Here is a 22497-nt window from a genome sequence, read left to right on the forward strand (position 1 = left end):
GGCTGGGGCCCTTGGCCGCCGGAGAAGGCCGGCCTCCCGCAGGCCTGCTCTTCGACAGCGACTGTTCAAGGCTGGCGAAGAAGTCCTGGCTGTTGTCCGCCTTGGGAGCCGGCTTGGCCGGAGGGGCCTTGGTTGGCGGCGCCTTCGGAGCCGGCGTCGGGGGTGATTTCGGCGTGGGTGTCGGCGCGGGTTTTGGGCGCCGGCGTGGGCGGACTCGGCTTCGGCGGCGGCGGCGGCGTCGGCGTGGGCTTCGGCGCCGGGGGCGGCGGGGTCGGCGGCGCGGGCTGCGGTTGAGGCGCGGGCGGCTCCGGCGTGGCCGGCGCATCCGGGACGGGAGCCTCGGCCTGGGCGGTCTGTTCGGTGGGCCCCTCGATGGCTGGCCGCGTGTCGAGGTCGGGCGCGCTGGAGACGATGGTCACCGGCGTCACGGCGCCCACCTTCAGATCGCGGGCGCCCCAGGAGATCATCATGGCGGCGGCCACGCCCGCGTGCAACGCGAGCGAGCCCAAGGCCGCCGGAGAGACCTCCACACGCCTCACGGGGTCGAACGCTCCTCGATGCCGGAGGACGGCCCGCCCGTGTCGGTGATCAGGTTGATCGTCGTGAAGCCGGAGGTCGACAGCGAGGCCATGACCTGGGCGACGATCTCATAGGTGGCCCGGCCATCGGCGCGGACATAGATCGGTCGCTTGGTGTCGCCGTCGGTCATCGCCTGCAGCCGCGGCGCGAGGGTGGCGAAGGGAACCGCGTCCTCGCCGATGTGCACCGAGCCGTCGGAGCGGATGGAGATCGTCAGCGGCTCGGGCTGATCCTGGATCGAGCCGGCCTCGGTCTTCGGCAGCTCCACCGGTACGCCGGCGGTCAGCAGCGGCGCGGAGATCATGAAGACGATCAGCAGCACGAGCATCACGTCCACCAGGGGCGTGACGTTGATCTCGGAGAGTGCGCCGCGCCGGCCGCGGCCGTAACGGCGGCGACGCTTGGCCCCGCCCGCGGCGAAGGCGTCGTTAGCCGAAAGCGCCATCTAGGCCCGCTCCGCCAGTCGGCGCTGGATGGCGGTGGAGAGGTCGTCGGCGAAGCCTTCCAGCCGCGCCGTGTACTTGCCGGCCGAGGTGCTGAACGCATTGAACGCAACGTAAGCAGGGATCGCCGCAACGAGGCCGATGGCGGTGGCGAAGAGGGCCTCGGCGATGGAGGGGGCGACGATGGCGAGGGAGGTGTTCTTCTGGATGGCGATGGCCTGGAAGGCGTTCATGATCCCCCAGACGGTGCCGAACAGACCGACGAAGGGCGACGCGGTGGCGACGATCGCCAGGGCGCCCAGGCCGGCCTCCACCCGGGCGCTCTCGCGGGCGATGGTGGCGTCGAGGTGGCGGTCGATGCGCTGGATCAGGAAGGCGACCTGGCCCTCGGAGGCTTGGCCCTTCTGGCGGGCGTCGCGCCACTCCTTGAGCGCGCCCTGCAGCATGCGGGGCAGGGCGTGGCGGGGCTGGGCGCCGGCCTCGGCGGCGACGTCCTCGAGGCTGCGGCCGGAGGCGACCTGATCCTCGAACTTCGTGGCCTCGCGGTTCAGCGCCTGGAAGCGGAACAGCTTGTCGAGGATGATGGTCCAGGACCAGAGCGAGGCCGCCGCGAGCGAGATCATCACCAGCTTCACGACCCAGTCGGCCTGCATGAACAGGTGGAGGGCGTCGAAGCTCTCGGGGGTAACGGCGGCCGGGTCCATCGCGGTCCTTCTCTGGGGGGCGTTCGGTGGTGCTTGGCGGGGTTCGGTGGCGAACTTATGGCGGTGAAAACAGCGGCTTGAGCTGTTCGACGAGGCCGGGCGGCGGACGCCTGGCGCGGCCGCCGAGGCTGATGCAGGCGGCCTCCACGCGGGCCTCGGCGATGAGCTCCTGGCCGCGCAGGATCCGCTGGCTGACAAACAGTCGCGGCCCCTTCACGGAGTCGTAGGTGGTGCGCACCGTCAGGGCGTCGTCGACCCGGGCCGCCCGCCTGAAGTCGATGGCCATGTGGGTGACGGCGAAGGCCGCGGGTTCCGGCAGCTGGGCCAGGGCCTGGTGGCTGATCCCGCACACGCGCAGGAAGTCGCTGCGGCCCCGCTCAAAATAGCGCAGGTAGTTGGCGTGGTAGACGACGCCGGTGAAGTCGGTGTCCTCGTAGTAGATGCGCACCGGCAGGACGTGCTCGCGTCCGTCCAGCCAGCCGGCGGAGGGCTCGACCGACCGGCTCATTTGTCGAACAGGTCCGGCGGCGGACCGGCGCCCTGAATGTTGCGGGGCGCCTGCAGGCCGAGGTGCTCGTAGGCCTTGGCGCAGGCCATCCGGCCCCGGGGCGTGCGCTGGATGAAGCCCTGCTGCAGCAGGAAGGGCTCAATGACGTCCTCGACGGCGTCCCGGGCCTCGGCGATGGCGTAGGCCAGGGTCTCCACCCCGGCGGGTCCGCCCGCATAGTTCTCGATCAGGGCCCGCAGGTAGCGGCGGTCGAGCGCATCCAGGCCGAACTCATCGACGTCGAGCCGGGCGAGGGCCGCGGCGGCGGCCTGGCGGCCCACCACCTCGGCGCCGTCGGCGGCGGCGAAATCGCGCACGCGGCGCAGCAGGCGGCCCGCGACCCGTGGGGTGCCGCGCGAGCGGGCGGCGATCTCGAGCGCCCCGTCGGGGGTGAGCGCCATGCCCATCTTGGCGGCGGCGCCCAGGAGAACCTTCTGCAGCTCCTCGTGGGTGTAGAATTCCAGCCGGATGGGGATGCCGAAGCGGTCGCGCAGCGGCGTGGCCAGGAGGCCGGCGCGGGTGGTCGCCGCCACGAGGGTGAACGGGGCGAGATCGATGCGCACCGAGCGCGCCGACGGCCCCTCGCCGATGACCAGGTCCAGCACATGGTCCTCCATCGCCGGATAGAGGATCTCCTCGACGTTGGCGGCGAGGCGATGGATCTCGTCGATGAAGAGGACGTCGCGCGGCTCGAGATTAGTCAGGATGGCGGCGAGGTCGCCGGCTTTGGCCAGCACCGGACCCGAGGTGGCGCGGAAGTTCACCCCGAGCTCGCGGGCGACGATCTGGGCCAGCGTGGTCTTGCCGAGGCCCGGCGGCCCGAACAGCAGCACGTGATCCAGCGCCTCGCCGCGGTTGCGGGCGGCGTCGATGAACACCGAGAGGTTGGCCTTGGCCTGCTTCTGTCCGACGAACTCGGCCAGTGTCTGCGGGCGCAGCGCCTTGTCGGTGGGCTCGAAGGCGCCCGGTTCGCCGGACACCAGCCGGCTCACGGTCTCACCCCCGCAGTCCCTTCGGGCCAGCTCCCCGAGGGGGAGCGAGTTCGTTCGCAAGCTCACCGGCCAAGCTCCTGCAGCGCGGCCTTGATGAGGGCCGGCGGCTCGGCGTCGTCACCAAGGCGCAGGGCGGCGCTCTCGACGACGCGGCGCGCCTGAGGCTCGGCGATGCCCAGGCCCATCAGCGCAGCGACCGCCTCGCCGGGCGCGGACGCTTGGACAACCTGGGGTGACGAAACCTGGGCATGGAACGCCGCGACCGGGCCGTCGGTGAGCGGCTTGTCCTTCAACTCGACGATGATGCGCTGGGCAAGCTTGGGCCCGACGCCGTTCGCGCGGGCGACCGCAGCCTTGTCCTCGCGGGCGACGGCGGCGGCGAGCTCAGGCGGCGACAGCACGTCCAGAACCGACAGCGCCGCCTTCGGTCCGACGCCCTGGATGGTGCGCAGGATCACGAACGCCCGCCGCTCGTCGCGGCCCAGGAAGCCGTAGAGGGTGACGCCGGTCTGCTCGCCGAAAACGCTCTCGACGTGGACGACCGTCTCGTCCCCAACCGGCGGGAGGCGCGACAGCATCCGCGCGCCGCAGCGCACGACATAGCCCACGCCCATGACGTCGATCAGGGCCTCTTCCTCGCCGATCTCGGCGACGATGCCGCGCAGGCGTCCGATCACGGCGTGCGCTCCAGGCTTGAGAGGGGGGCGAATCACGTTCGGCATGCGTTCCCGCTGACCTACCGCGCGGAGGTTCAAAGGGGGAATCTTCGAAGGCGGCGGCTGACGGGAAGGTGAAGCGCAGCATGGGCGCAGCCCGGGCGGCTCTCGTCAGGCGACGCGGCGGGCCGTGCGGGCGTGGGCGTGGGCGATCGCGACGGCGAGCGCGTCGGCCGCGTCGGCGGTGGTCTTGCCGGCGGCGGGGAGCAGGCGAGCGATCATCCAGCCGACCTGGGCCTTGTCGGCGCCGCCGGTGCCGACGACGGCCTTCTTGACCACGGTGGCGGCATATTCGGCGACGGGCAGGCCGGCGCGGGCCGGCGCCACCAGGGCCATGGCGCGGGCGTGGCCCAGCTTCAGCGCCGACCGGGCGTTGTCGTTGACGAAGGTCTCCTCGACGGCGGCCTCGTCCGGAGCGTGCTCGGCGATGATCGCCTCGATCCCGGAAAGCAGGATCAGCAGCCGCTCGGCGAAGGGCAGGGTCTCCTTGGGCGCGATGACGCCGTGAGCGACGTGCGCCAGCCGCGCGCCCTCACAGGCGACGACGCCCCAGCCCGTGCGGCGCAGGCCCGGGTCGAGGCCGAGGATGCGGATGGGTCGAATCGCGTTCATCGTCTGTTCCAGCATGCCGCAGCTAAGGCAGGAATGCTTGCCGAAAGATGACCGCGGGCCTGGTCAGCGCCAGAACTGGAAGGCGTCGAATCCCCGGACGACGGCGATACGGTCGACTCCCGCCGCGGCGGCGAGGTCGGCGGCCAGGCCGAAGAACAGGCCGCCGACACCGGGCAGGAGCAGCAGGGCGGCCAGGAGGGCGATCATCGCCAGGCCCTCGGCCTTGTGGATCGCGGGGTCCCAGCGCTTGGGCAGGAACGGCCGGATGGCGTTGAAGCCGTCGAGGCCCGGGATCGGCAGCAGGTTGAGCAGCAGGGCGGTCGCCTGCAGGAAGGCCAGCAGGGCCAGGGCGTTGCCCAGCGGCTCGGGCCAGCTGGCGCGGGCCACGAGCGACAGGACGATCAGCATGACGAGCGTGGCGGCTGGTCCCGCCAGCGACGCCGCGGCCCGCCAGGCCGGGCCGCGCATCAGGTCGTGGCGCAGATAGACCGCCCCGCCCGGGAAGCCGATGCCGCCGAGCGCCAGCGCGATCAAGGGGATCACGAGGCTGGTGCCGAGGTCGCCGTAGCGTCGCGGGTCGAAGGCGAGATAGCCTTTGTCGCGGACCGTGTGGTCACCGGCCAGCCAGGCCACGAAGGCATGGCCGAATTCGTGCGCCATCACCGCCAGGATCCAGCCCAGCATCACGAACCCGAAGGTCAGAGGTCCCAGTGCCGCGCCCGAGCTTGCGCTGACGAGGCCGACGCCCAGGGCGACGAAGGCCGCGAGGATCGCGACGCCTATGAGGTTGTTGGGCGGGGCGGCGGGCGCGGGGGGCGTCGGCGGTCATGGACGCAATATGGACTGCGCCGTCCCGTGCTCAAGTCGACGCTGATGTTTCCGGTTTGTTCCAAGGGACCTTATGTTTCCGGGATGGAACGACCCACGCCGCGTCCAACCGCCACGCGGACCTTGGCGCCGCAAGGCCATCCGCCGGGCATCTACGCCAGCAAGTTCCACTGGCCGCTGGCGGCGCGCATCGCCGAGCGGATCGGCAACGGCGAAAGCCTGCGCGCGATCTGCCGCATGGATGCGTCGATGCCGACCGAGAAGACGGTGTGGAACTGGCGCAAGGCGCACCCCGACTTCGACGAGTTGATGGAGATCGCCCAGGCGTTCGCCCGCGCCCGAAGCCTAGCGGCGCAGGAGGCGCGCGACGAGGCGAGGCGCGTCGCCAAGGCCGAGGTCCGGCAGGCGCGCGGCTTTCGCCCCTTCCCCACGTGGCCGAACGGCTATTCCGAGGATCTCGCCGACGCCATCTGCGAGCGCATCGCCGTCAACGAGCCGCTGACCCACATCTGCCGCGACCCGGCGATGCCTTGCGTGGGCACGGTCTACAACTGGCTGCGGCGCTACCTGGCCTTCGTGGCCCAGTACCGGCGGGCGAAGTCGTTCGGCCGGGAGCTGCTGGTGGACCGCGCGCGCGACATGATGGGCGCCGAGATCGGGTTGCGGCGGGGACGCAAGATGTTGCGGGCGATCGACCGGGAGATCGCCCGGCTCTCACCCAAGCGCTACGGCTGAGCCCCAATTCGAGGGCGCCGGGGAAACGAACCCGCGCGGAAGCCATTTCTCTTCCGGTTGGAGTTCGACCATGCGGACGGAGCACGCATGAACGACATACAGGCCACGCCTGTTCTTGGGCCCGATCCGGCGCTGCCGCGCGCGGTATCGGGCGACCTCGAGGAGATCTTCCGGTCCGCGCCGCGGATCGAGCCGGGTCGCACGGGCGGCCGGGTGCGCAGCATCGCGGCGGCCCGCGACGGCGCGCGCGAACGGCGGCCGGCGCGCATGGGCGCCCTGGCGGCGACCGCCCTCGTCGGTCTCGCCCTCGGCGCGGTGATCGCGCGGCCGGGCAAGGTGGCCCCGGAGGCCCAGGCGGAAGCGCCGCGGCCGCAGCAGGTTGCGAGGATCGACGTCCCGCCGGTCACGCCGCCGCCGGTTTCGGCCATCAGGCCCGAGGCCGCCACGCCGGCCGCCCAAGCCCTGCCCGCACCCACGCCCTCGGCCACGCCCCGGGCCCCCACGGTCGAGCGGGTGAAGGCGACCCAAACCGAACGCCGCGATCCCCCGCGCACCAAGGCGAAGGCGTCTTCCGGCGGAGGCTACCACTGCAACGGGATGACCCGGTCGGCCGAGGCGCGCTGCGCCTACCCGGCGGTGCTGGCGGCCGATCGCAACCTGCGCGCCGCCTACGACCGTGCGGTGCGGGCCGGCGTGCCGCGTCAGGAGCTGGTCAGCTACCGCAGCCGGTGGGCCAGCCTGCGGCACCGGGCCGACGACCAGCCGGCGAAGGTGATCTACGGCTACCGCGCCATGGCGCGAGATCTCGACCGCCTGTCCGGGGCGCGCACGTGAGCGCCACGACCGACGGCGAACTGGTCTATGCCGTGGGCGACGTCCACGGCTGCTACGACCTGATGAAGGCGCTGCTGGCGAAGATCGCGGCGGATTCCGCCGCGCGCGCCGAGGGGCGGCGGCCGATCCTGATCTTCCTGGGCGACTATGTGGACCGCGGGCCGCAGTCGGCCAAGGTGATCGAGGCGCTGATCTGGCTGAAGCGCCGGCCCGACCTGGAGGTCCGGCTGCTGAAGGGCAACCACGAGCAGGCGATGCTGGCCTTCCTGGACGCGCCGGAGGCGAACCGGGCCTGGCTGGACTGGGGCGGCGCCGAAACCCTGGCGGCCTACGGCGTCACCCCGCCCGCGCGCGGCGAGGATCCGCTGGCCGTGATCCAGGCCCGGGACGCCCTGCTGGAGCGGATGCCGGCCAGCCACCTGCTGCTGCTGCAACGGCTGGAGCTGATGGTGGCGGTGGGCGGCTACGCCTTTGTCCATGCCGGGGTTCGGCCTGGGGCGGCCCTTGCCCAGCAGACCGAGCAGGATCTGCTGTGGATCCGGGAGGGGTTCCTCGATGCGGCCGGTCCCCACGAGAAGGTGATCGTCCACGGGCACACCTGGCTCGACGAGCGGCCGCAGCTGACCGAACACCGGCTGGGCATCGATACCGGCGCCTACCGCACCGGCGTGCTGACCGCGCTGCGTCTGGACGGCGCCGAGCGCGAATGCCTGCAGGTGGGCGAGGCGTGGGTGCGGAGCGAGGCGCAGCGATCCTGAGCCCATTTCCCCTTGCAGGGGACGGCAAGCGCTAGTCGTTGCGGAAGTAGCCGTTCCAGTCGGGCTCGCCGCGCAGGCGGCGGATGACGCGCTGCAGGCGTGGCCGGGTGAGCACGAAGGCCAGCCAGGCCCCGCCGAGCGCCAGGCTGATCAGCGCGCTCTGGAAGACGAGATAGGACCCGGCCAGCAGCAGCAGGGTCGTCACCGCGCAGAAGGCAAGGGCTCTGACGTCGCGTGCACGCATGCGGCTTCCCAATCCCCCTCCGGGCCCGGTCCCTCGGCCATTGTAACGTCGGAAGTCCGACAGTTGCTCCCGTGAAACACTCTGGCGATTGCGAGCAACGCCCAGGAATCGTAAGTTCGGTATGAAAGCCGCACGGACACGCGGAAAAGACATTCGGGGAGCTGAAACGTGAAACGCGCCGCCATCCTTCTCCTGGGCACGGCCCTCTGCGTCGCGCCGGTCGCGCTGACGGGCTCCATCGAGGCGGCCGCGCAAGCCAAGTCGACCGCCAAGGCGGCCTACAAGGCGCCGCGCAACGCCTTCGGCCAGCCGGACCTCTCGGGCTTCTGGACCAACAACACCATGACGCCGATGACCCGGCGCGCGAACTACGGCGACCGCCTCGTGTTCACGCCGGAAGAGGTGAAGCAGCTGGAGGCCCAGGCCGAGGCCGAGGTCGAGGAAGGCAACCAGCCGACCGATCCGAACGCGCCGGCCGAAGCGCGGCGCGAAAGCACCAACACCCGTCCCGAATTCGCGGCCGCCGGCGGCGACGTGGGCGGGTACGACCGCGGCTGGCTGGACCCGGGCCACAGCGTGATGCGGGTGAACGGCGAGCCGCGCACCTCGCTGCTGACCACGCCGAACGGGCAGTTCCCGCCGCGCAAGGCCGGCGCGCCGCCCGTGCCGGGCTTCGGTGGCGGCGGTCGCGGCGGCATGGGCTCGTTCGACAGCTACGAGACCCGGTCGCTGGGCGAACGCTGCATCATCGGCTTCGGGCGCAACGGCGGCCCGCCGATGTTCCCGAACGGCTTCTACAACAACAACTACGAGTTCATCCAAACGCCGGACACGGTGGTGATCCAGGTGGAGATGAACCACGACCTGCGCGTCATCCGGCTGAACGGCAAGCACCGCACCGATGGCGTGCGCCCCTACTTCGGCGACTCGATCGGCTGGTGGGAAGGCGACACCCTGGTCGTCGAGACCGTCAACATTCCGCGCAGCCAGCAGTTCGCCGGCTCGTGGGAGAACCTGAAGGTCACCGAGCGCTTCACCCGCGTGGGCGACAAGCGGATCCACTACCAGTTCACGGTCGACGACCCGACCATCTGGGAGAAGCCGTGGGGCGGCGAGTACGAATTCGCGCCGCTGGCCGGCCGGATCTTCGAATACGCCTGCCACGAGGGGAACTACGCCCTGCCGGGCATTCTCGGCGGCGCCCGGGCCGAGGAGCAGGCGGCGGCCGAAGAGGCGGCCGCCAAGGCCAAGGCGGACGCCGCCAAGCCGGCCGCCAAGGGCAAGGGCAAGGCGGCCGAGGTCGCCAAGCCCGCCACCGCCGGGGAATAGCCTCCAGGCCGGAGGGACGGAATGCAGCGGCGGCCCTCCCGGGCCGCCGTTTTGCTTTTAGGGGGTCACACGGCGGACGGTGCGGATGCGCACCGGCTTGACCAGCATCTCGCCCTTCATGGCGCCGACGCCGGCCTTGGGATCGACGGGCTGGCCCAGGATCTTCTGGGCGACGTCCAACCCTTCGGTCACGCGACCGAAGGCGGCGAAGCCCGGCGTCTTTTTCGGGTCCTTGGGATCGGCGTCGAGGTAGTCGTGATCGCCGATGACGATGAACCAGTCGGCCTGGGCGCTGCCGGGCGCGTGACGGCCCATGGAGATCGTGCCGGTGGTGTGCTTGATCCCCGTCTGGCTGTTGGGCTCGTGAGGCACCGGCGGCAGCACCTTCTTGGGATCGTTCTGCAGGCCGCCCTGGACGACGCCGTAGTCGTTCGGCGCATAGTTGGGGGGCTTTGACGCCCGGTAGAACGTCGCGCCGTCGAAGAGCTGCCGGTCGACGTACTTGAGGTAGTTGGCGACCGTCCTGGGCGCCTTGTCGGCATAGAGCTCGACCACGATCGGACCCTCGGCAGTCTCGATGCGGACCTTGGGGTTGGCGGGCGCCGGAGCCGGTTGAACCGCCTCCTGGCCGGCGGCGGCGGTCGTGACGGCGAAGGCGGCGGCGAGGCCCAGCAGGGCGCGGCGGATCAGCATGGCGCGAGCTTAGGCCGGGCCGCGGCAGCGGACCAGGGTGTCGGTCTGGCTGACGGTCCGCAGCCGGCCGCCGATCCGCGCGACGCCGGCAATGCGCCAGGCGCAGCTTTCCCGGACCCGCCCCTCCGTGGTGACACGGGTGCGGACGAACGCGCGGAGCGCGGCCCCGCGCCCCGAGGCCGACAGGACGACGGCGCGGACGTCGACCGTCTCGCGGACCTGCGACCGGGCGAGGGTGCGGGCGAGCTGGACACGCGCCTCCGCGAGGCTCGCCTGGCCGTACGGCACGACGGCGTTGTTCGACCCGAGCGCCTGCTGGGTGAACACCGCGCCCGGCGCGAAGGTCGCGGCATAGCCGTCGACATCGCCGGCGCCGAGCCGCTCGGCCTGGCGGGCGGCCAGCGTGCGGATCTCGGCGTCGGTGATCGTTTCGGCCGCCGCCGGCGCGGCCGCCAGGAGGGCGAGGCCCAGGATCAGGGGAAGCGGCTGCGGCATGCTGTCCATACGTATAACCCCAGGGTCGTCCGGCGGGCGCCGCCATGAGAACCAAAGGTATGAACCGCCGCGCGCCCCTCGTCGCCGTGAAGCTCTCCGCCCTGGGCGTGGCCGTATGCCTGTGCGCCGGGTTCTGGGTGATGGTCGCCGTGGCCGTCCGCGAACTGCTGACCTAGCGCCGGGCGTCCTGGCGCGCCGCGAGCCACCGCATCCGGTAGCCGTTCATCGCCGTCTCGCCCAGGCGCTGGGTGAGCCGCCAGTTGACCACCGCGCCCACCGGCGCGCCAATCACCGGGATCAGCTGGACCATCTTCGCCAGGTCAATGTGGTCGCGGTATTCCTGCTGGAACGTGCGCCAATCGAAGTGGGCGAAGTCGACCGGATGGGCGCGGTCGTCCCAGCCCTCGAGGCCGTGGAACACCCGCGCGCGGTTGTCGGCGCTGGAGAAAGCCAGCTCGAACAGATGCAGGATGTAGAGGCGCTCGGCGAACGCCTCGCCGTCGTGGCCGTAGGCGGCGGCCAGGTCGAACAGCAGGCGGATCTTGATGGCCAGCAGCGCCGGGAAGTCGGCCAGCGCCAGCCAGAAGCCGCCCGCGCCGGCGACGCCGCCTTCCACCGCGGCGATCCTGCGATAGTTCTCGATGATCTCCAGGGCCCGGCGGTCGCGTTGCGCCAGGCTGGCGTCGGCCAGCGGCGGCCCGGCGACCAGGTCCGCGCCCGTGAGGATGGTCCGGGTCATCCGCTGCATCACCTCGGTGACGGCGGCGTGGACCTTCTCCGGGGTGGCGCGGTTGATCCGCTGCTGGACGGCGCGGGCGCTCCTGGCCAGCGGCCCCGCCGGCTTCAGGACGCCGTCGCGCCAGTGGGCGACCTCCGCGGCCGCCCACGCCTCGTAGGCCGCCGGCGCGGCCTCGAAGGGCGGCGTCGCGGCCACTAGGTGAGCGTCTGCAGGAGCCAGGCGGCGAGGCCCGTCACGACGCTGCCGACGAGCGCGCCGCGCACGAAGGCGCCGTTCCTGTCCCACCAGATCCTGCGGGCGCGCATGCGCTGCGCGCGATCGACCTTGCGTCTCTGCATCTTCGCTCCCCCGGGCGGGCTTTTTCTAGCTGGCCGACACCGCCAGGGGAACCTTGGCCGTCTCCAGGGGTTCGGGTGCTCAAGGGAAATCCACAGCCGGGAGAAGTTCATGCGGATGGCGCTCATCCTCGCCGCCGGTCTCATCAGCCTTACGGCCTGCGACCGCTCGCCCCAGAACGCCGACGGCGCGACCGCCGCGGGCGATCCGGGCACGGCGGCGGCGACGGGGACCGGCACGATGGCCGACACGGGCAACGACAACGCCGGGGCGGACATCGGCGGGGCCGGACAGCTGGCCGAGCCGGGCGGCGCGACCGACGCCGGCGACGCCACCTCGCCGAAGAGCCGGTGAGCCTGCGGCTGCTGATCGCCGCCGGGCTGGTGCTGGGCGCGCCGCTGGCGGTCGGGGCCTGCGCCGGCTCGCGCGCCGCCGCGCCGGAGGAGGTCAAGGCCGTGGTGCTGGACGAAGGCTCGCGCCAGGCGGCCCAGGCGGTCGCCGCCCGCGAGGCCGACAGCAAGGAGGCCCTGGACGCCGCACCCGCGGCGGCGACCACGGAGTCGCCGCGCTTCTGATTTTGGGGTTGATCGTCGGGTTCCTGACTTTAGGTTCGGGGCCCTGCCGGTCGGGGGACGTTTCGACTTGTCCGATAAACCTGAGCTGGCCGCCTTCGTACGCGAGCACATCCGCTCCGTCTGGGCCGTCGAGCTGCTTCTGCTGTTGAGACGCGACGTCGACCGGCGCTGGTCGGCGGCCGAGCTCGTGCGCGAACTGCGGGCCTCGACCCCGCTGGTGAACGACAACCTGCAGCGTTTCGAGCGCAGCGGGCTGGTCGTGCGCGACGAGGACGACACCTGGCGGTATGCGCCGGCGATCCAGGTGCTGCACGACCTGGCGAACCAGCTGGAGGCCGCCTACCGCGAGCGGCCGGTGAGCATCATCAACATCATCGCGGCGCCGCCCGACCCCGTTCAGGGCCTCGCCGACGCGTTCAAGTTCCGGGGGGACAAGTGATGGACGAGATGGGCGGAGCCCTGGTCTATTTCCTGTGCCTGCTGGCCAGCGCGCTGTGCGCCGGCCTGTTGCTGCGGTCGTGGCAGAAGAGCCGCTCGCGGCTGCTGCTGTGGACCGCCCTGGCCTTCGTGTGCCTGGCGCTGAACAACCTGTTCCTGGTGCTGGACATGGTCGTGTTCCCGGACGTGTTCCTGTGGCCGTGGCGGCAGGCGACGTCGCTCTCGGCCGTGGCGGTGCTGATCTACGGGTTCATCTGGGAGGCCGAGCAATGAACCTCGACCCGGCCCTGCGCGGCTTCTTCGCCGGTTCCGTGACGCTGGGCTTCCTGGTCGCGGCGGTCTTCTTCATGAAGTTCTGGCGTCGAACGCGCGATCCGCTGTTCATGACCTTCGCGGCCGCCTTCACCCTGCTGGCGGCCAACCAGGCGGTGCCGCTGGTGTTCGACATCCCGCGGGAGGACCAGGCGCCGGTCTATCTGCTGCGCCTGGCCGCCTTCGCCCTGATCATCTGGGCGATCCTGCGGAAGAATCTGGCCCGCCGCTAGGGCGCTTCGGCCGTCGCCACCATGGTCTTCAGCACGCCGGCGAACATCTGGGCGCGGCGGGTCTTGTTGGCCTCGCGCTGTTCGGCGGGGATCGAGGCCTGGTCGAAGAACAGCGTGTAGACGATCTTCGAGGTCCTGGCGTCCACCGGCCGCACCTCGACCGTACCGTGATAGAGGATTTTCGGATCCACGTCGGCATAGGTGTAGGAGAGCGGGGTCCGGGCGACGATCACCTCCTCGACCCGTCCGGCGATCTTGCGCAGAGCGCCGACTTCGCGGTCGGTTCCCTGGGTGATCTCGCAAGTGGTCTTCATCCAGGCCCCAATGTCGCAGTAGCCGCCGACCTTCTTCCAGACCGTCTCGGCGGGCGCCTTCACGGCGGCCTCCTGGACGATCGAGACATAGTCGCCGGCGTGCGCGGCGGCCGGGGCGACAGCGAGCGCGGCCGCGGCCAGGATGAAGGCCTTCATGGTGTATCCCCCGTTTCGAAACTCTGGTTCGGCGGACACTGTGTACCAGGGTCGCACGAGCGCCAAGGGCGCCGCCGCGTCAGGCGGGGACGCGAACGATGGCGCGGACGCCCGAGTGGGCCGGATCGTAGGCGAGGTCGGCGCGCAGGCTGTTCGCCATGGCCGCGATCAGGCGGCCGCCCAGGCCCGTCCCCATGGGCGCGGCGCCGGGGGTCATGCCGCGGCCGCCGTCCTCGACCGTCAGGACGACCCCGCCGGCCGTTTCCGCCAGGCTGACGCGCACCTCGCCGGGCTCGGTGGGGGCGTAGGCGTATTTGCAGGCGTTGCTGACCAGCTCGTTGACGATGACGCCGAGCGAGATCGCGCGGTCGGTCTCCAGTTGCACGGGATCGACGCCCAGCACCAGCCGGCGCGGCGCGGCCGGAGTGGAGAACGTCTCCTGGAGTTCGCTGACCATCGCCTCGAGGTAGGGCTGCATGTCCACCGCTTCGACGTTGTCGGCCGTGTACAGCCGGCGGTGCACCTGGCCGATGGCGGCGATCCGGCGCTTGGTGTCCTCGAGCGCGGCGCGGGCGGCGGGATCGCCGACGTGGGACGCCTGCATATGCACCATGGCCATCACGAGCTGCAGGCTGTTGGCCACGCGGTGGTTGACCTCGCGCAGCATGACCTCGAGCCGCTCGTGGCTGGCGCGCAGAGCGGCTTCCGACTCGGCGTGCTGACGGCGAAGGCGCACCTTCTCCATGGCCTGGGCGAAGGCGCTTTCCAGCAGGTCGAAGAAGTCCTCGCCGACGGTCTTGACGACGTAGTCGGCGGCGCCGGCCTTCAGGGCGTCGACGGCGACGCGAGTCTCCTCCGAGCCGGTGACATAGACGATCGGCGGCGGGTCCTGGGCCTCGGCGAGGATGGCCTGGAGGGTGGCGAAGCCGCCCTGGCCGGGCATGTAGTGGTCGAGCGCAATGACGTCGAAATCGCCGGCCAGCGCCAGCTCGAGGCCGCGTTCGCCGTCCGCGGCCTGGGTGACGTCGTAGCCGCGACGGTCCAGCGCCTTGCCGACGAGACGGCGCAGGCCCTCGTCGTCGTCGACGTACAGGACTCGGCAGCGGCGACCGGTGGTCAGCTTTCGATCTCCGGCACCTGGATCACGGAGAGGAACAGGCCGAGCTGGCGGATCGCGTCGGCGAAGGCCTCATAGGCGACCGGCTTGGTGATGTAGACGTTGCAGCCGAGGTCGTAGCAGCGCTGGATCTCGACCTTGTCGTCGGTGGTCGTCAGAACCACGACCGGCGTCCGCTTCAGCCGCTCGTCCGACTTGATCTTGGCCAGGATGTCCGTGCCGCTCATGTCGGGAAGGTTGAGGTCCAGCAGCACCAGCGCCGGGCCGTGGACGTGGTCCTGGGCCGCCTCGTCCAGGTGCTTCAGCGCCGAGGTGCCGTCCGCGAAGTGCCGGATGGCGTTGGCGATGCCCGCGCGCCGGATGTTCTTCTCGATCAGCCGGGCATGGCCCTCGTCGTCCTCGATCATCACGATCGTGACGTGACGTTGTTCGCTCATGCCGCAGCCCCCTCGAGCGTCAATACGAGCGGCACTGAAAGGCGGAAGGTGGCGCCCTGGTCAAGGGCGGATTGCACGGACACCGTTCCGCCGAGGCGGTAGCCGAGGGCGCGCACGTGGGCCAGACCGATGCCTTCGCCGGGCTGATCCTGAGGCCCGAGCGGCGGAACAGCTCGAAGATGCGCTCGTGGTCCTTCGCGTCGATGCCGCGCCCGTTGTCCTGGATCTCGAACACCGCGCGGCCGTGCTGGGCGTAGCCGGAGACGACGATCTCTCCGGGACGGCCCGGCTTGAGATACTTCAGCGCGTTTTCCACCAGGTTCGAGAAGATCTGCTCGAGCGCAAGACGGTCGCTGACCACGTTGGGCAGGCCAGGTTCGATGCGGATGGTGGCGCCTTCAGCATCGCTGCGGTGCTTCAGGCTGTCGGCGATGCCCTCCAGCATCCGCTGGGTGTCGATCGACTCGGGCGTCAGGACCCGGCGACCTTCACGCGAAAGCCGCAGGATGGCGTTGATCAGCCGGTCCATCTTCTGCGTCGAGGTGCGGATGAAGCCGATCGCCTCGGGCAGGTCCTCGCGAACCGCCAAGCGGGCGTCGTTGCTCACCAGTTCTGGGACTTCTGCGTCGGCCTTCTCGATGAGGCCCGACAGCGGCTTCACCGCCGCCTCGAGCTCGCTGGTGAAGCCCATCACATTGACCAGCGGCGAGCGCAGGTCGTGGGAGACGATGTAGGCGAAGCGCTGGATCTCGTCGTTGGCGCGCTGGAGGTCGGCGGTGCGGGCGGTCACCTCGTCCTCCAGACCCTCGTTCAGCCGGCGGAGCTCGTCGCGCGAGCTGGCGAGGTCGCGCGTGAACCGCACGATGGTCCAGACCGTCCCGGCGCCCACGAGCGCCAGCAGGACGCCGGCCGCGATCAGGGTGCGGAACAGGTCGTTCAGCACGTCGCGGCGGGCCTCGTCCCGTTCGGTGAGGAGGCGTTGCTCGGCGTCGGCCATCTGCTCGGTCAGGGCGCGGATTCGCCGGGTGGCGATGACGGCGTCGTCGGTCGCAAAGTCGGCGACCGCCGGCCCGCCGGCCCGCGCAACGGTCACCGACTCTCGGATCGAGCCAAGCTGACGGGCCATGAGGTTGTGCAGCTCGGCGACATTCTCCCGCTGCCGAGGATTGTCGGCCGTCAGCGCGCGCAGCCGCTCCAGGCGTTCAGGCAGGTCACGGGCCGCCTCGTCGTAGACGGCGAAGAACGACGGATCGCGGGCCAGCAGGTAGCCGCGGCGCGCCGTCTCGACCCGCTCGGTCATGATCCGGAACCGGGAGATGGCGTCCTGCACCTGGTAGGTGTGGGAGACGAGGTCCGTGTAGGCGACGTTCCGTTGCAGCACGAGGCCGGCGGAGACACCCACGCCGACGAGCGTGGCGAAGCCGAGCAGGAAGGCGGCGATGACGAGCCGGTTGACCAGCTTCTGAGAGAGCGCGGGCATCGCGGCCATCTGCAAAGCGTGGCCGCTGCAGTCAAGCGCGTCGACGTCAGTCGTTGCGGGGCACGATCTCGAAGCGCAGGACGCGGCCGTCGTCGCAAAGGGCCTCGGCCAGGGCGCGGGTCTGCACGGTGCTGGGGCCGCGGAGGGTGGCGCCCAGTTCGATGGCTCCGCCGGCGCCCACGAGCTTGTGGCGGACCGAGCGCGGCTTGAGCTTCAGGCGCGTCATCAGGGCGTGGAAGTCGTCTTCCGGGAACACGCCGTCGCGCCGGTAGCGGACGGTGACGTCGATGATGTTGCTGGCCGGCATGTGCTCGTCGATCCACCGGAAGCCGACGAGGATGATCAGGGTCGCCAGGGTGCCGATGATCGCCAGGCCGAAGAACGACACGCCGTAGAGCGTCCCCAGGGCCGAGGTCACCCACAGCGAGGCGGCCGTCGTGAGCCCGTGGACCGAGAGCCCCTGGCGGAAGATCACGCCGCCGCACAGGAAGCCGATGCCCGTCAGGATGCCGTGGGCCATGCGCACCGGATCGATCCGGATGACGTCGCTGGAGGTCGTGCCCATCCACTCGGTCTGATGCACGGCGGCCAGCATCAGGAGGGCCGAGGCCAGGCAGACGAGGGTGTGGGTCCGCAATCCCGCGGGGTGGCCGCGCGCCTCGCGCTCCAACCCGATCATGATCCCGGCCAAACCCGCGCCGAGAAGGGGAAAAAGGTAGTCGGTGACCGGCAGCGTCATGTCCATGAGAGCGAATTACTCCGCGCGCGGAGCAGAATAGCGCAAAGGCGGCGCTTTCCGTTGCGCGGCCCTCACAGGAACATCGGCACGACGTAGAGGGCGGCCAGGACCACGGCGACGATCGCCAGGATCAGGCCCGCGCGCGGGTTGGAGCCCAGGAAGCCCTCCGACGGCCGCTTGGGCTTGGGCGGCGGCTGGCGCTTCGCCTGCTCGCGCGCCTTCCTGTAGCGCCGCAGGTCCGTGATCCGCGGATCGTCGTCTGGGCCCCGCGCCATCCGTCAGCCCGCCAGCTTCTCGAGTTCGTCGGCGTCGATGTCGGCGTTGAAGTAGACGTTCTGCACGTCGTCCTCGTCTTCCAGCGACTCCACCAGCTTCATGAGCGTGGCGACGGCGTCGCCGCTCACCGGCGTCAAGGTCTTGGGCCGCCAGGCGATGTTCGTGGACTTGGCGGGGCCCAGCGCGGCCTCGAGCGCATGGGCCACGTCGTTGAGCGCATCGAAGGCGGTCCAGACGGTGTGGCCGTCCTCGTCGGACTCCACGTCGTCGGCCCCGGCCTCGATGGCGGCTTCCATGACCTTGTCCTCGGAGCCGGCCTCGGCGCCGTAGACGATCTGGCCCACGCGGTCCCACATGAACGACACCGAATTGGTCTCGCCGAGGTTGCCGCCATTCTTGGTGAAGATCGCCCGGACATTCGCGGCCGCCCGGTTGCGGTTGTCGGTCAGCGCCTCGACGATCACCCCGACGCCGCCGGGGCCGAAGCCTTCGTAGCGGATCGCCTCGTAGGTCTCGGCGTCGCCCCCAATCGCCTTCTTGATGGCGCGGTCGATATTGTCCTTCGGCATGGACTCGGCCTTGGCGTTGGCCACCGCCAGCCGCAGGCGCGGGTTCATGTCGGGGTCGGGCATGCCGGACTTGGCCGCCACCGTGATCTCACGCGAGAGCTTGGAGAACAGCTTGGAGCGGGCGGCGTCGGCGCGCCCTTTCCGGTGCATGATGTTCTTGAACTTTGAGTGTCCGGCCATCGTCCGTCGATCAGTCTGCAGAATGGGAAGTCGGTTGGGCTTCTACCTCGAAGGCGCCGCTTCGCGGAACCCCCACCGGCTGGAAGGGTTAGCGCAGACAGCGTAGCCGGAGGTCCCGCCATGAGCCTGCCCCACGACGAGATCCTGCCTGAGGAGCCGACCGGCGAGATCGTCCATTGGATGGACGCAGGTCACCAGCGCGGCCTGCCCGGCGGCGTGCCCGCCGCAGCCACCACGGCGTTCCTGGTCGGCGTCGCGGCCACGCTCGGCGGCTTCCTGCTGTGGCGCTATCTCGCGCCGCGCCGCGAAGCCCTGCCGCCGTGGCGCTGGGGCCGCGGACCGCTGCACTAGAGGCCGGCGATCGCCTTCCCGCAGGCGGCGGTTTCCTCGGCCGTCATGCCCTGGCGCAGCTGCAGCCGGCGGATCTCCCGGTCCTCGTCGGCATAGGGCCAGTAGCGGATCGTCCGCTTGCGTCCGCGCGCGTCGGCCGTCTGGGCGACCACCTCGCGCGTCGTGTCGCCGGGCGTGACGCTCAGGCTGTCCAGCTTCATGCCGTTGCGCAGCCCGCTCATCCAGGCCGGGCCGCCGCGGCGCACGCCGCGCACCGTCTTCGCCGAGAGCGAGCCGGCATGGTCGAAGCCGGTGTCGAAGCCGTGGGTCAGGGTGGTGGTCGAGAGCAGGCAGCCTCCGAACAGGGCCTCGGGCGGCGTCACCCGTTCGCGGCCAGCGACGTAACGCGCGATGTCGGGGCGGAGGTTCAGCTGGGCGCCGCCCCACGCCGCGTTCAGCAGGCGATCGAGGAAGCCGGTCGTCTCGGCAGGAACGAGGGCGCGACGGTCGTGGGCGGCGGTGAGGACGTCGTCGAGGTCGCGGCCTGGGGTCGCCTGGCGAATCTGCTCGTCCCACTTCAACGCCAGCAGCAGGGCCCGGCTGGCGTCGGCGGCGCCCGGCGCGGCGTCATGGGCCTTGAGCGCCGCGTCGAATTCGGCGGCCGCGTCCTCCGGCGTCGCCAGCCCGGCTCGTAGCCGGGCGCGGACGGCCAGGAAATCGCCGAGGCCCTCGGCGATCCAGCCGTGCTGCGGCTCGGGCGTGGACGGCGGGGCGGCGAGGCTCCAGACCCAGCCCCGCATCCGTTCGCGCGCCACGCCGGCGCGCGCCTCCGGCGGGGCGTCCTTCACCGCGGGCAGGATCACCGCCAGGTACGGATCGGCCGGCGCCGGGGGCGGCGTCGGAGCCTTCGGCGTCGCCGCGCAGGCGGTGATCAGGAGGGCGGCGAGGAGGACGGCGGGACGCATGTCCGGGACCTTACCGGCTCGCGCGGCGAATTTGAGTCCCTCGCCGCGGTCTCAGGCCGTGAAGGCCGGTTTCCGGGCCTCCAGGACGATCCGGTATTCGGAGACCACGTTGTTGCGGCCGTAGGCCAGTTCCAGGACCTGCTCGCGGCTGAGCGTCCCCTGGCGGTGCTGGCTCGAATACGGCTCGTCCAGCACCGTCGTCGTGTCGCGGACGACGAAGTCCGTGCCGGTGTAGATGGCCAGCGGCGTGTTGGCCGCTCCGCCGGCGATCCACTCCTCGCACTGCTGGCGGTCGAACAGCTTCAGCATCGTCGGCGTGATGATGCGGACATGGGTCGGATCGTTGATGAAGTTGTCGTGCCGCGGGTGCGGCGCGTGGATCACGATCCGGCAGCCGGGCGCCGCGATCCGATACAGCTCCTTCATGATCGCCAGGAACACCTTCGGGTCTCCGCCCATGTGCTCCAGGGAGTGCAGGAAGAGGACCTCGGTGGCGCAACCGTCCGCCCAGGGCCAGGGCGTCTGCTCCAGGTCCCAGACCACGTCGGCGGCGGCCTCGGGCGCGGCGTCGACGTTGATGTAGCCGGCGCGGGGATTGCGGCCGCAGCCCATGTTGAACTTCATGGACCGGACCTATCGCCCGGCGCGGCGGCTTGGCAACCGTCGGCGCGCGCGGCTCAGCGCTTCTTGCGGACCACCGGGTGGGAGGTCGACAGGCCGCCGTCCACGGCGAGGGTCTGGCCGTTGACGTAGGAGGCGTCGTCGGAGGCCAGGAACAGCGCCGCGTTGGCGATCTCGATCGGCAGGCCGTAGCGCGTCAGCGGATTGAGCTGGCCGATCTTGTCCTCGTTGCCGCGGGCGCGGGCGCCGTCGAAGATCGGCTTGGTCATGCCGGTCTCGATGAGGCCGGGCGCAATGGCGTTCACCCGCACGCCCGTCCCGTAGAGCTCGTTCGCGGCGGTCTGCACCAGGTTGATGACCCCGGCTTTGGACGCCGAGTAGGCGACGCCGCCGGCGCCGGAGCGGATGCCGGCCACCGACGCCGTGCAGATGATGGAGCCGCGGCCGTTCGGGATCATGGCGGCCGAGGCGTGCTTCACACCCAGGAAGGCGCCGATCAGGTTCACGCGCAGGATCTCGGCCCAGTAGTCGGCGGTGGCCTCGTGCAGCGGGGTGAAGCCGCCGGAGATGCCGGCGTTGGCCCAGAAGACGTCGAGGCCGCCGAACTCCGCCTGGGCCCGGTGGACGAGGCTCTGGACGAAGGCGTCGTCGCCGGCGTCGCCGGTCAGCGCCACGACCTTGCCGCCGGCCTTCTTCACCTCGTCGGCGGTCTCGGAGAGCGCTTCGGCGCGGTCGGCGATCACCAGGCTCGCGCCCTCGGACGCGAACAGGTTCGCGGCGGCGCGGCCGATGCCGCTGGCGGCGCCGGTGATGACGGCCGTGCGGCCTTGCAGGCGGGCCATGGGAGCTCCCTTCAAACAAGCGTTTGATCAGGGATCGCATGGTGGAAGTGGGGTGGCAAGGCAGTTCCTCCCCATCAGGGGGAGGCGTCCGCTCCGAGGCGTTGGACGACCCCCTCAGTCGCTTCGCGACAGCTCCCCCGACGGGGAGCAACGGAGCTAGCCGTTGCGCTTCACGTGGTTGCGGATCGCCGCGATGATCCGGTCCTGGACGTCAGGCGCGAGGTAGGCGTGCATCGGCAGGCTGATGACCCGGCCGGCCTTCGCCTCGGTGACCGGCAGGCCGCCGGGCTGCGGATAGCCGGCGTACGGCGGCTGACGATGCAGCGGCAGCGGATAGTAGACCGCGGTGGGGATCGCCTGCTCGCGCAGGGCGGCGGCGAGGCCGTCGCGATCGTCGGTTTCGATGGTGTACTGAGCCCAGACACTGAGGCCGCCGTCGATCACCGTGGGGGTGGCCACGACGTCGGAGAGGCCTTCGGCGTACCGCTTGGCGACTTCGTTCCGGGCGGCGATCTCATCGGCGAAGATGGTCAGCTTCTGCAGCAGGACGGCGGCCTGGACCGTGTCCATCCGGCTGTTCGTCCCCACCCGCATGTTCATGTACTTGGGGTCGTGGTCGAAGGTCTGACCCTCGAGGTCGGACTTCACCGCCTGGCCGTGGACGCGCAGGGACACGAGCAGGTCGTGGAAGCGGGCGTCCTTCGACAGGATCGCGCCGCCGTCGCCGTAGCAGCCGAGGGGCTTGGCCGGGAAGAAGCTGGTGGTGGTCACGTCGGCCCAGTGGATCGGGTGCTGGCCGTTCAGCGTGCAGCCGAAGCCCTGGGCAGAGTCGGCGATCAGCTTCAGGCCGTGGCGCTGGGCGATCTCGAAGATGGCGGGGTAGTCGGCGGGCTGGCCGAACAGGTCGACCGCGATGATCGCCTTGGGGACGAGCTTGCCTTCGAGCTTCACCGCCTGGATGGCGGCTTCGAGCCTGGCGGGGTCGAGGTTGTAGGTGTCCGGAAGGATGTCGACGAACACCGGCGAGGCGCCGACCAGCGGCATGGCCTCGGCGGTCGCGGCGAAGGTGAAGGCCGGGCAGAAGACCGCGTCGCCGGGGCCGATCCCCCAGGCCATCAGGGGCAGGACGAGGGCGTCGGTGCCCGAGGCGCAGGAGAGCGCGTGCGGCGCCTGGCCGAAGGCGCAGAGCTCGGCCTCGAGCTGCGCGATTTCGGGACCCATGACGTAGGCGCCCGAGCGGACCACCTTGAGGATCGCGTCTTCCAGCGGCTGGCCAAGGCGCTGCCGCTGGGCCTGCAGGTCGATGAACGGAATCATGCGGCGGGTCAT

At 70.9% G+C, this 22497-nt stretch carries 35 protein-coding genes; 11 read left to right on the forward strand and 24 right to left on the reverse strand.

Annotated features, from left to right (window positions below):
- Positions 1 to 65: 65 nt before the first annotated feature.
- The 8 genes from LRS10_RS09890 to LRS10_RS09925 form a co-directional block, all read right to left on the reverse strand.
- Positions 66 to 539 (reverse strand): hypothetical protein, encoded by a 474-nt coding sequence (locus tag LRS10_RS09890; protein WP_257837103.1) that lies wholly within the window; start codon positions 537 to 539, stop codon positions 66 to 68.
- The gene (locus tag LRS10_RS09895) at positions 536 to 1024 is read right to left on the reverse strand and encodes an ExbD/TolR family protein (RefSeq protein ID WP_257837104.1); all 489 of its coding nucleotides are present in this window, start codon (positions 1022 to 1024) and stop codon (positions 536 to 538) included. The genes LRS10_RS09890 and LRS10_RS09895 overlap by 4 nt, the downstream gene beginning before the upstream one ends.
- Positions 1025 to 1726, reverse strand: a complete 702-nt coding sequence (tolQ, locus tag LRS10_RS09900; RefSeq protein WP_257837105.1) for a protein TolQ — start codon at positions 1724 to 1726, stop codon at positions 1025 to 1027.
- A gap of 55 nt (positions 1727 to 1781) precedes the next feature.
- The gene (gene ybgC / locus LRS10_RS09905) at positions 1782 to 2234 is read right to left on the reverse strand and encodes a tol-pal system-associated acyl-CoA thioesterase (protein WP_308237948.1); all 453 of its coding nucleotides are present in this window, start codon (positions 2232 to 2234) and stop codon (positions 1782 to 1784) included.
- Complete coding sequence (gene ruvB, locus LRS10_RS09910) at positions 2231 to 3265, reverse strand: Holliday junction branch migration DNA helicase RuvB (RefSeq protein ID WP_257837106.1); 1035 nt, start codon at positions 3263 to 3265, stop codon at positions 2231 to 2233. Before ruvB ends, ybgC begins: the two co-directional genes overlap by 4 nt.
- Before the next feature lie 62 nt (positions 3266 to 3327).
- Positions 3328 to 3942, reverse strand: coding sequence for a Holliday junction branch migration protein RuvA (gene ruvA / locus LRS10_RS09915; RefSeq protein WP_257837107.1), 615 nt, complete (start codon positions 3940 to 3942; stop codon positions 3328 to 3330).
- Positions 3943 to 4092: 150 nt separating this feature from the next.
- The gene (gene ruvC / locus LRS10_RS09920) at positions 4093 to 4593 is read right to left on the reverse strand and encodes a crossover junction endodeoxyribonuclease RuvC (RefSeq protein WP_257837108.1); all 501 of its coding nucleotides are present in this window, start codon (positions 4591 to 4593) and stop codon (positions 4093 to 4095) included.
- A 63-nt stretch (positions 4594 to 4656) separates the two neighbouring features.
- Entirely contained in the window at positions 4657 to 5277 is a 621-nt protein-coding gene (locus LRS10_RS09925) for a site-2 protease family protein (RefSeq protein WP_257837109.1), read from the reverse strand.
- Between the two features lie 228 nt (positions 5278 to 5505).
- On the opposite strand from LRS10_RS09925, the gene LRS10_RS09930 reads away from it, so the two are divergent.
- The 3 genes from LRS10_RS09930 to LRS10_RS09940 all read left to right on the forward strand — a co-directional run bounded on the left by LRS10_RS09930 (position 5506) and on the right by LRS10_RS09940 (position 7748).
- A complete protein-coding gene (locus tag LRS10_RS09930) occupies positions 5506 to 6156 on the forward strand; it encodes a hypothetical protein (RefSeq protein ID WP_257837110.1) in 651 nt (216 codons plus the stop codon).
- Between the two features lie 87 nt (positions 6157 to 6243).
- On the forward strand, positions 6244 to 6990 hold the full coding sequence (locus LRS10_RS09935) for a hypothetical protein (RefSeq protein ID WP_257837111.1): 747 nt from the start codon (positions 6244 to 6246) through the stop codon (positions 6988 to 6990).
- Positions 6987 to 7748 (forward strand): metallophosphoesterase family protein, encoded by a 762-nt coding sequence (locus LRS10_RS09940; protein ID WP_257837112.1) that lies wholly within the window; start codon positions 6987 to 6989, stop codon positions 7746 to 7748. Before LRS10_RS09935 ends, LRS10_RS09940 begins: the two co-directional genes overlap by 4 nt.
- A 31-nt stretch (positions 7749 to 7779) precedes the next feature.
- Here LRS10_RS09940 and LRS10_RS09945 read toward each other — a convergent pair whose 3' ends face one another.
- Positions 7780 to 7992 (reverse strand): hypothetical protein, encoded by a 213-nt coding sequence (locus LRS10_RS09945; RefSeq protein ID WP_257837113.1) that lies wholly within the window; start codon positions 7990 to 7992, stop codon positions 7780 to 7782.
- 168 nt (positions 7993 to 8160) lie between these two features.
- Here LRS10_RS09945 and LRS10_RS09950 point away from each other — a divergent pair, with 168 nt between their 5' ends.
- Positions 8161 to 9321, forward strand: a complete 1161-nt coding sequence (locus LRS10_RS09950; RefSeq protein WP_257837114.1) for a hypothetical protein — start codon at positions 8161 to 8163, stop codon at positions 9319 to 9321.
- A 57-nt stretch (positions 9322 to 9378) separates the two neighbouring features.
- Here the strand turns inward: LRS10_RS09950 and LRS10_RS09955 are convergent, their stop codons facing one another.
- A complete protein-coding gene (locus tag LRS10_RS09955) occupies positions 9379 to 10014 on the reverse strand; it encodes a peptidylprolyl isomerase (protein ID WP_257837115.1) in 636 nt (211 codons plus the stop codon).
- Positions 10015 to 10023: 9 nt separating this feature from the next.
- Positions 10024 to 10509, reverse strand: coding sequence for a hypothetical protein (locus LRS10_RS09960; RefSeq protein WP_257837116.1), 486 nt, complete (start codon positions 10507 to 10509; stop codon positions 10024 to 10026).
- A gap of 44 nt (positions 10510 to 10553) precedes the next feature.
- Here LRS10_RS09960 and LRS10_RS09965 point away from each other — a divergent pair, with 44 nt between their 5' ends.
- Positions 10554 to 10685: a hypothetical protein gene (locus LRS10_RS09965; protein ID WP_257837117.1), complete on the forward strand. Its 132-nt coding sequence runs from the start codon at positions 10554 to 10556 to the stop codon at positions 10683 to 10685.
- Here LRS10_RS09965 and LRS10_RS09970 read toward each other — a convergent pair.
- Together LRS10_RS09970 and LRS10_RS09975 are read right to left on the reverse strand one after the other, a co-directional pair.
- Positions 10682 to 11443, reverse strand: a complete 762-nt coding sequence (locus LRS10_RS09970) for an EcsC family protein (protein ID WP_257837118.1) — start codon at positions 11441 to 11443, stop codon at positions 10682 to 10684. The two genes, LRS10_RS09965 and LRS10_RS09970, sit on opposite strands and share 4 nt — an antisense overlap.
- Positions 11443 to 11586 carry a hypothetical protein gene (locus LRS10_RS09975; protein ID WP_257837119.1) on the reverse strand — a complete coding sequence of 48 codons (144 nt, stop codon included), beginning with the start codon at positions 11584 to 11586 and terminating at the stop codon, positions 11443 to 11445. Before LRS10_RS09975 ends, LRS10_RS09970 begins: the two co-directional genes overlap by 1 nt.
- A gap of 109 nt (positions 11587 to 11695) precedes the next feature.
- Between LRS10_RS09975 and LRS10_RS09980 the strand changes: the two genes are divergently transcribed.
- The 5 genes from LRS10_RS09980 to LRS10_RS10000 all read left to right on the forward strand — a co-directional run bounded on the left by LRS10_RS09980 (position 11696) and on the right by LRS10_RS10000 (position 13142).
- On the forward strand, positions 11696 to 11938 hold the full coding sequence (locus LRS10_RS09980) for a hypothetical protein (protein WP_257837120.1): 243 nt from the start codon (positions 11696 to 11698) through the stop codon (positions 11936 to 11938).
- The gene (locus LRS10_RS09985) at positions 11935 to 12159 is read left to right on the forward strand and encodes a hypothetical protein (RefSeq protein WP_257837121.1); all 225 of its coding nucleotides are present in this window, start codon (positions 11935 to 11937) and stop codon (positions 12157 to 12159) included. Before LRS10_RS09980 ends, LRS10_RS09985 begins: the two co-directional genes overlap by 4 nt.
- A 67-nt stretch (positions 12160 to 12226) precedes the next feature.
- Positions 12227 to 12598, forward strand: a complete 372-nt coding sequence (locus LRS10_RS09990; protein WP_257837122.1) for a hypothetical protein — start codon at positions 12227 to 12229, stop codon at positions 12596 to 12598.
- Complete coding sequence (locus tag LRS10_RS09995) at positions 12598 to 12870, forward strand: DUF5985 family protein (protein WP_257837123.1); 273 nt, start codon at positions 12598 to 12600, stop codon at positions 12868 to 12870. The genes LRS10_RS09990 and LRS10_RS09995 overlap by 1 nt, the downstream gene beginning before the upstream one ends.
- Positions 12867 to 13142, forward strand: coding sequence for a DUF5985 family protein (locus LRS10_RS10000; protein WP_257837124.1), 276 nt, complete (start codon positions 12867 to 12869; stop codon positions 13140 to 13142). The genes LRS10_RS09995 and LRS10_RS10000 overlap by 4 nt, the downstream gene beginning before the upstream one ends.
- On the opposite strand, the gene LRS10_RS10005 is transcribed toward LRS10_RS10000, so the two are convergent.
- From LRS10_RS10005 to LRS10_RS10035, 7 genes are all read right to left on the reverse strand, one after another.
- Positions 13139 to 13612 carry an SRPBCC family protein gene (locus LRS10_RS10005; RefSeq protein ID WP_257837125.1) on the reverse strand — a complete coding sequence of 158 codons (474 nt, stop codon included), beginning with the start codon at positions 13610 to 13612 and terminating at the stop codon, positions 13139 to 13141. The genes LRS10_RS10000 and LRS10_RS10005 overlap by 4 nt on opposite strands.
- Positions 13613 to 13691: 79 nt before the next feature.
- Complete coding sequence (locus tag LRS10_RS10010) at positions 13692 to 14732, reverse strand: sensor histidine kinase (RefSeq protein WP_257839126.1); 1041 nt, start codon at positions 14730 to 14732, stop codon at positions 13692 to 13694.
- A complete protein-coding gene (locus LRS10_RS10015) occupies positions 14729 to 15166 on the reverse strand; it encodes a response regulator (protein ID WP_257837126.1) in 438 nt (145 codons plus the stop codon). Before LRS10_RS10015 ends, LRS10_RS10010 begins: the two co-directional genes overlap by 4 nt.
- 19 nt (positions 15167 to 15185) lie before the next feature.
- Entirely contained in the window at positions 15186 to 16646 is a 1461-nt protein-coding gene (locus tag LRS10_RS10020) for a CHASE3 domain-containing protein (protein ID WP_257837127.1), read from the reverse strand.
- Positions 16647 to 16692: 46 nt separating this feature from the next.
- A complete protein-coding gene (locus LRS10_RS10025; protein ID WP_257837128.1) occupies positions 16693 to 17391 on the reverse strand; it encodes an MgtC/SapB family protein in 699 nt (232 codons plus the stop codon).
- A 65-nt stretch (positions 17392 to 17456) separates the two neighbouring features.
- Positions 17457 to 17660 (reverse strand): hypothetical protein, encoded by a 204-nt coding sequence (locus LRS10_RS10030; protein ID WP_257837129.1) that lies wholly within the window; start codon positions 17658 to 17660, stop codon positions 17457 to 17459.
- A 3-nt stretch (positions 17661 to 17663) separates the two neighbouring features.
- On the reverse strand, positions 17664 to 18410 hold the full coding sequence (locus LRS10_RS10035; RefSeq protein ID WP_257837130.1) for a YebC/PmpR family DNA-binding transcriptional regulator: 747 nt from the start codon (positions 18408 to 18410) through the stop codon (positions 17664 to 17666).
- Positions 18411 to 18530: 120 nt separating this feature from the next.
- On the opposite strand from LRS10_RS10035, the gene LRS10_RS10040 reads away from it, so the two are divergent.
- Positions 18531 to 18761, forward strand: a complete 231-nt coding sequence (locus tag LRS10_RS10040; protein ID WP_257837131.1) for a hypothetical protein — start codon at positions 18531 to 18533, stop codon at positions 18759 to 18761.
- Here LRS10_RS10040 and LRS10_RS10045 read toward each other — a convergent pair.
- The 4 genes from LRS10_RS10045 to LRS10_RS10060 form a co-directional block, all read right to left on the reverse strand.
- On the reverse strand, positions 18758 to 19705 hold the full coding sequence (locus tag LRS10_RS10045) for a hypothetical protein (protein WP_257837132.1): 948 nt from the start codon (positions 19703 to 19705) through the stop codon (positions 18758 to 18760). The genes LRS10_RS10040 and LRS10_RS10045 overlap by 4 nt on opposite strands.
- Positions 19706 to 19756: 51 nt before the next feature.
- The gene (locus LRS10_RS10050; RefSeq protein ID WP_257837133.1) at positions 19757 to 20329 is read right to left on the reverse strand and encodes a hypothetical protein; all 573 of its coding nucleotides are present in this window, start codon (positions 20327 to 20329) and stop codon (positions 19757 to 19759) included.
- Positions 20330 to 20382: 53 nt separating this feature from the next.
- Positions 20383 to 21168 (reverse strand): SDR family NAD(P)-dependent oxidoreductase, encoded by a 786-nt coding sequence (locus LRS10_RS10055; RefSeq protein WP_257837134.1) that lies wholly within the window; start codon positions 21166 to 21168, stop codon positions 20383 to 20385.
- Between the two features lie 156 nt (positions 21169 to 21324).
- Positions 21325 to 22497, reverse strand: a complete 1173-nt coding sequence (locus LRS10_RS10060; RefSeq protein WP_257837135.1) for a DegT/DnrJ/EryC1/StrS aminotransferase family protein — start codon at positions 22495 to 22497, stop codon at positions 21325 to 21327.

This window comes from Phenylobacterium sp. J426 (assembly GCF_024699945.1).
In the GTDB taxonomy this organism is placed as follows: Bacteria; Pseudomonadota; Alphaproteobacteria; order Caulobacterales; family Caulobacteraceae; genus Phenylobacterium.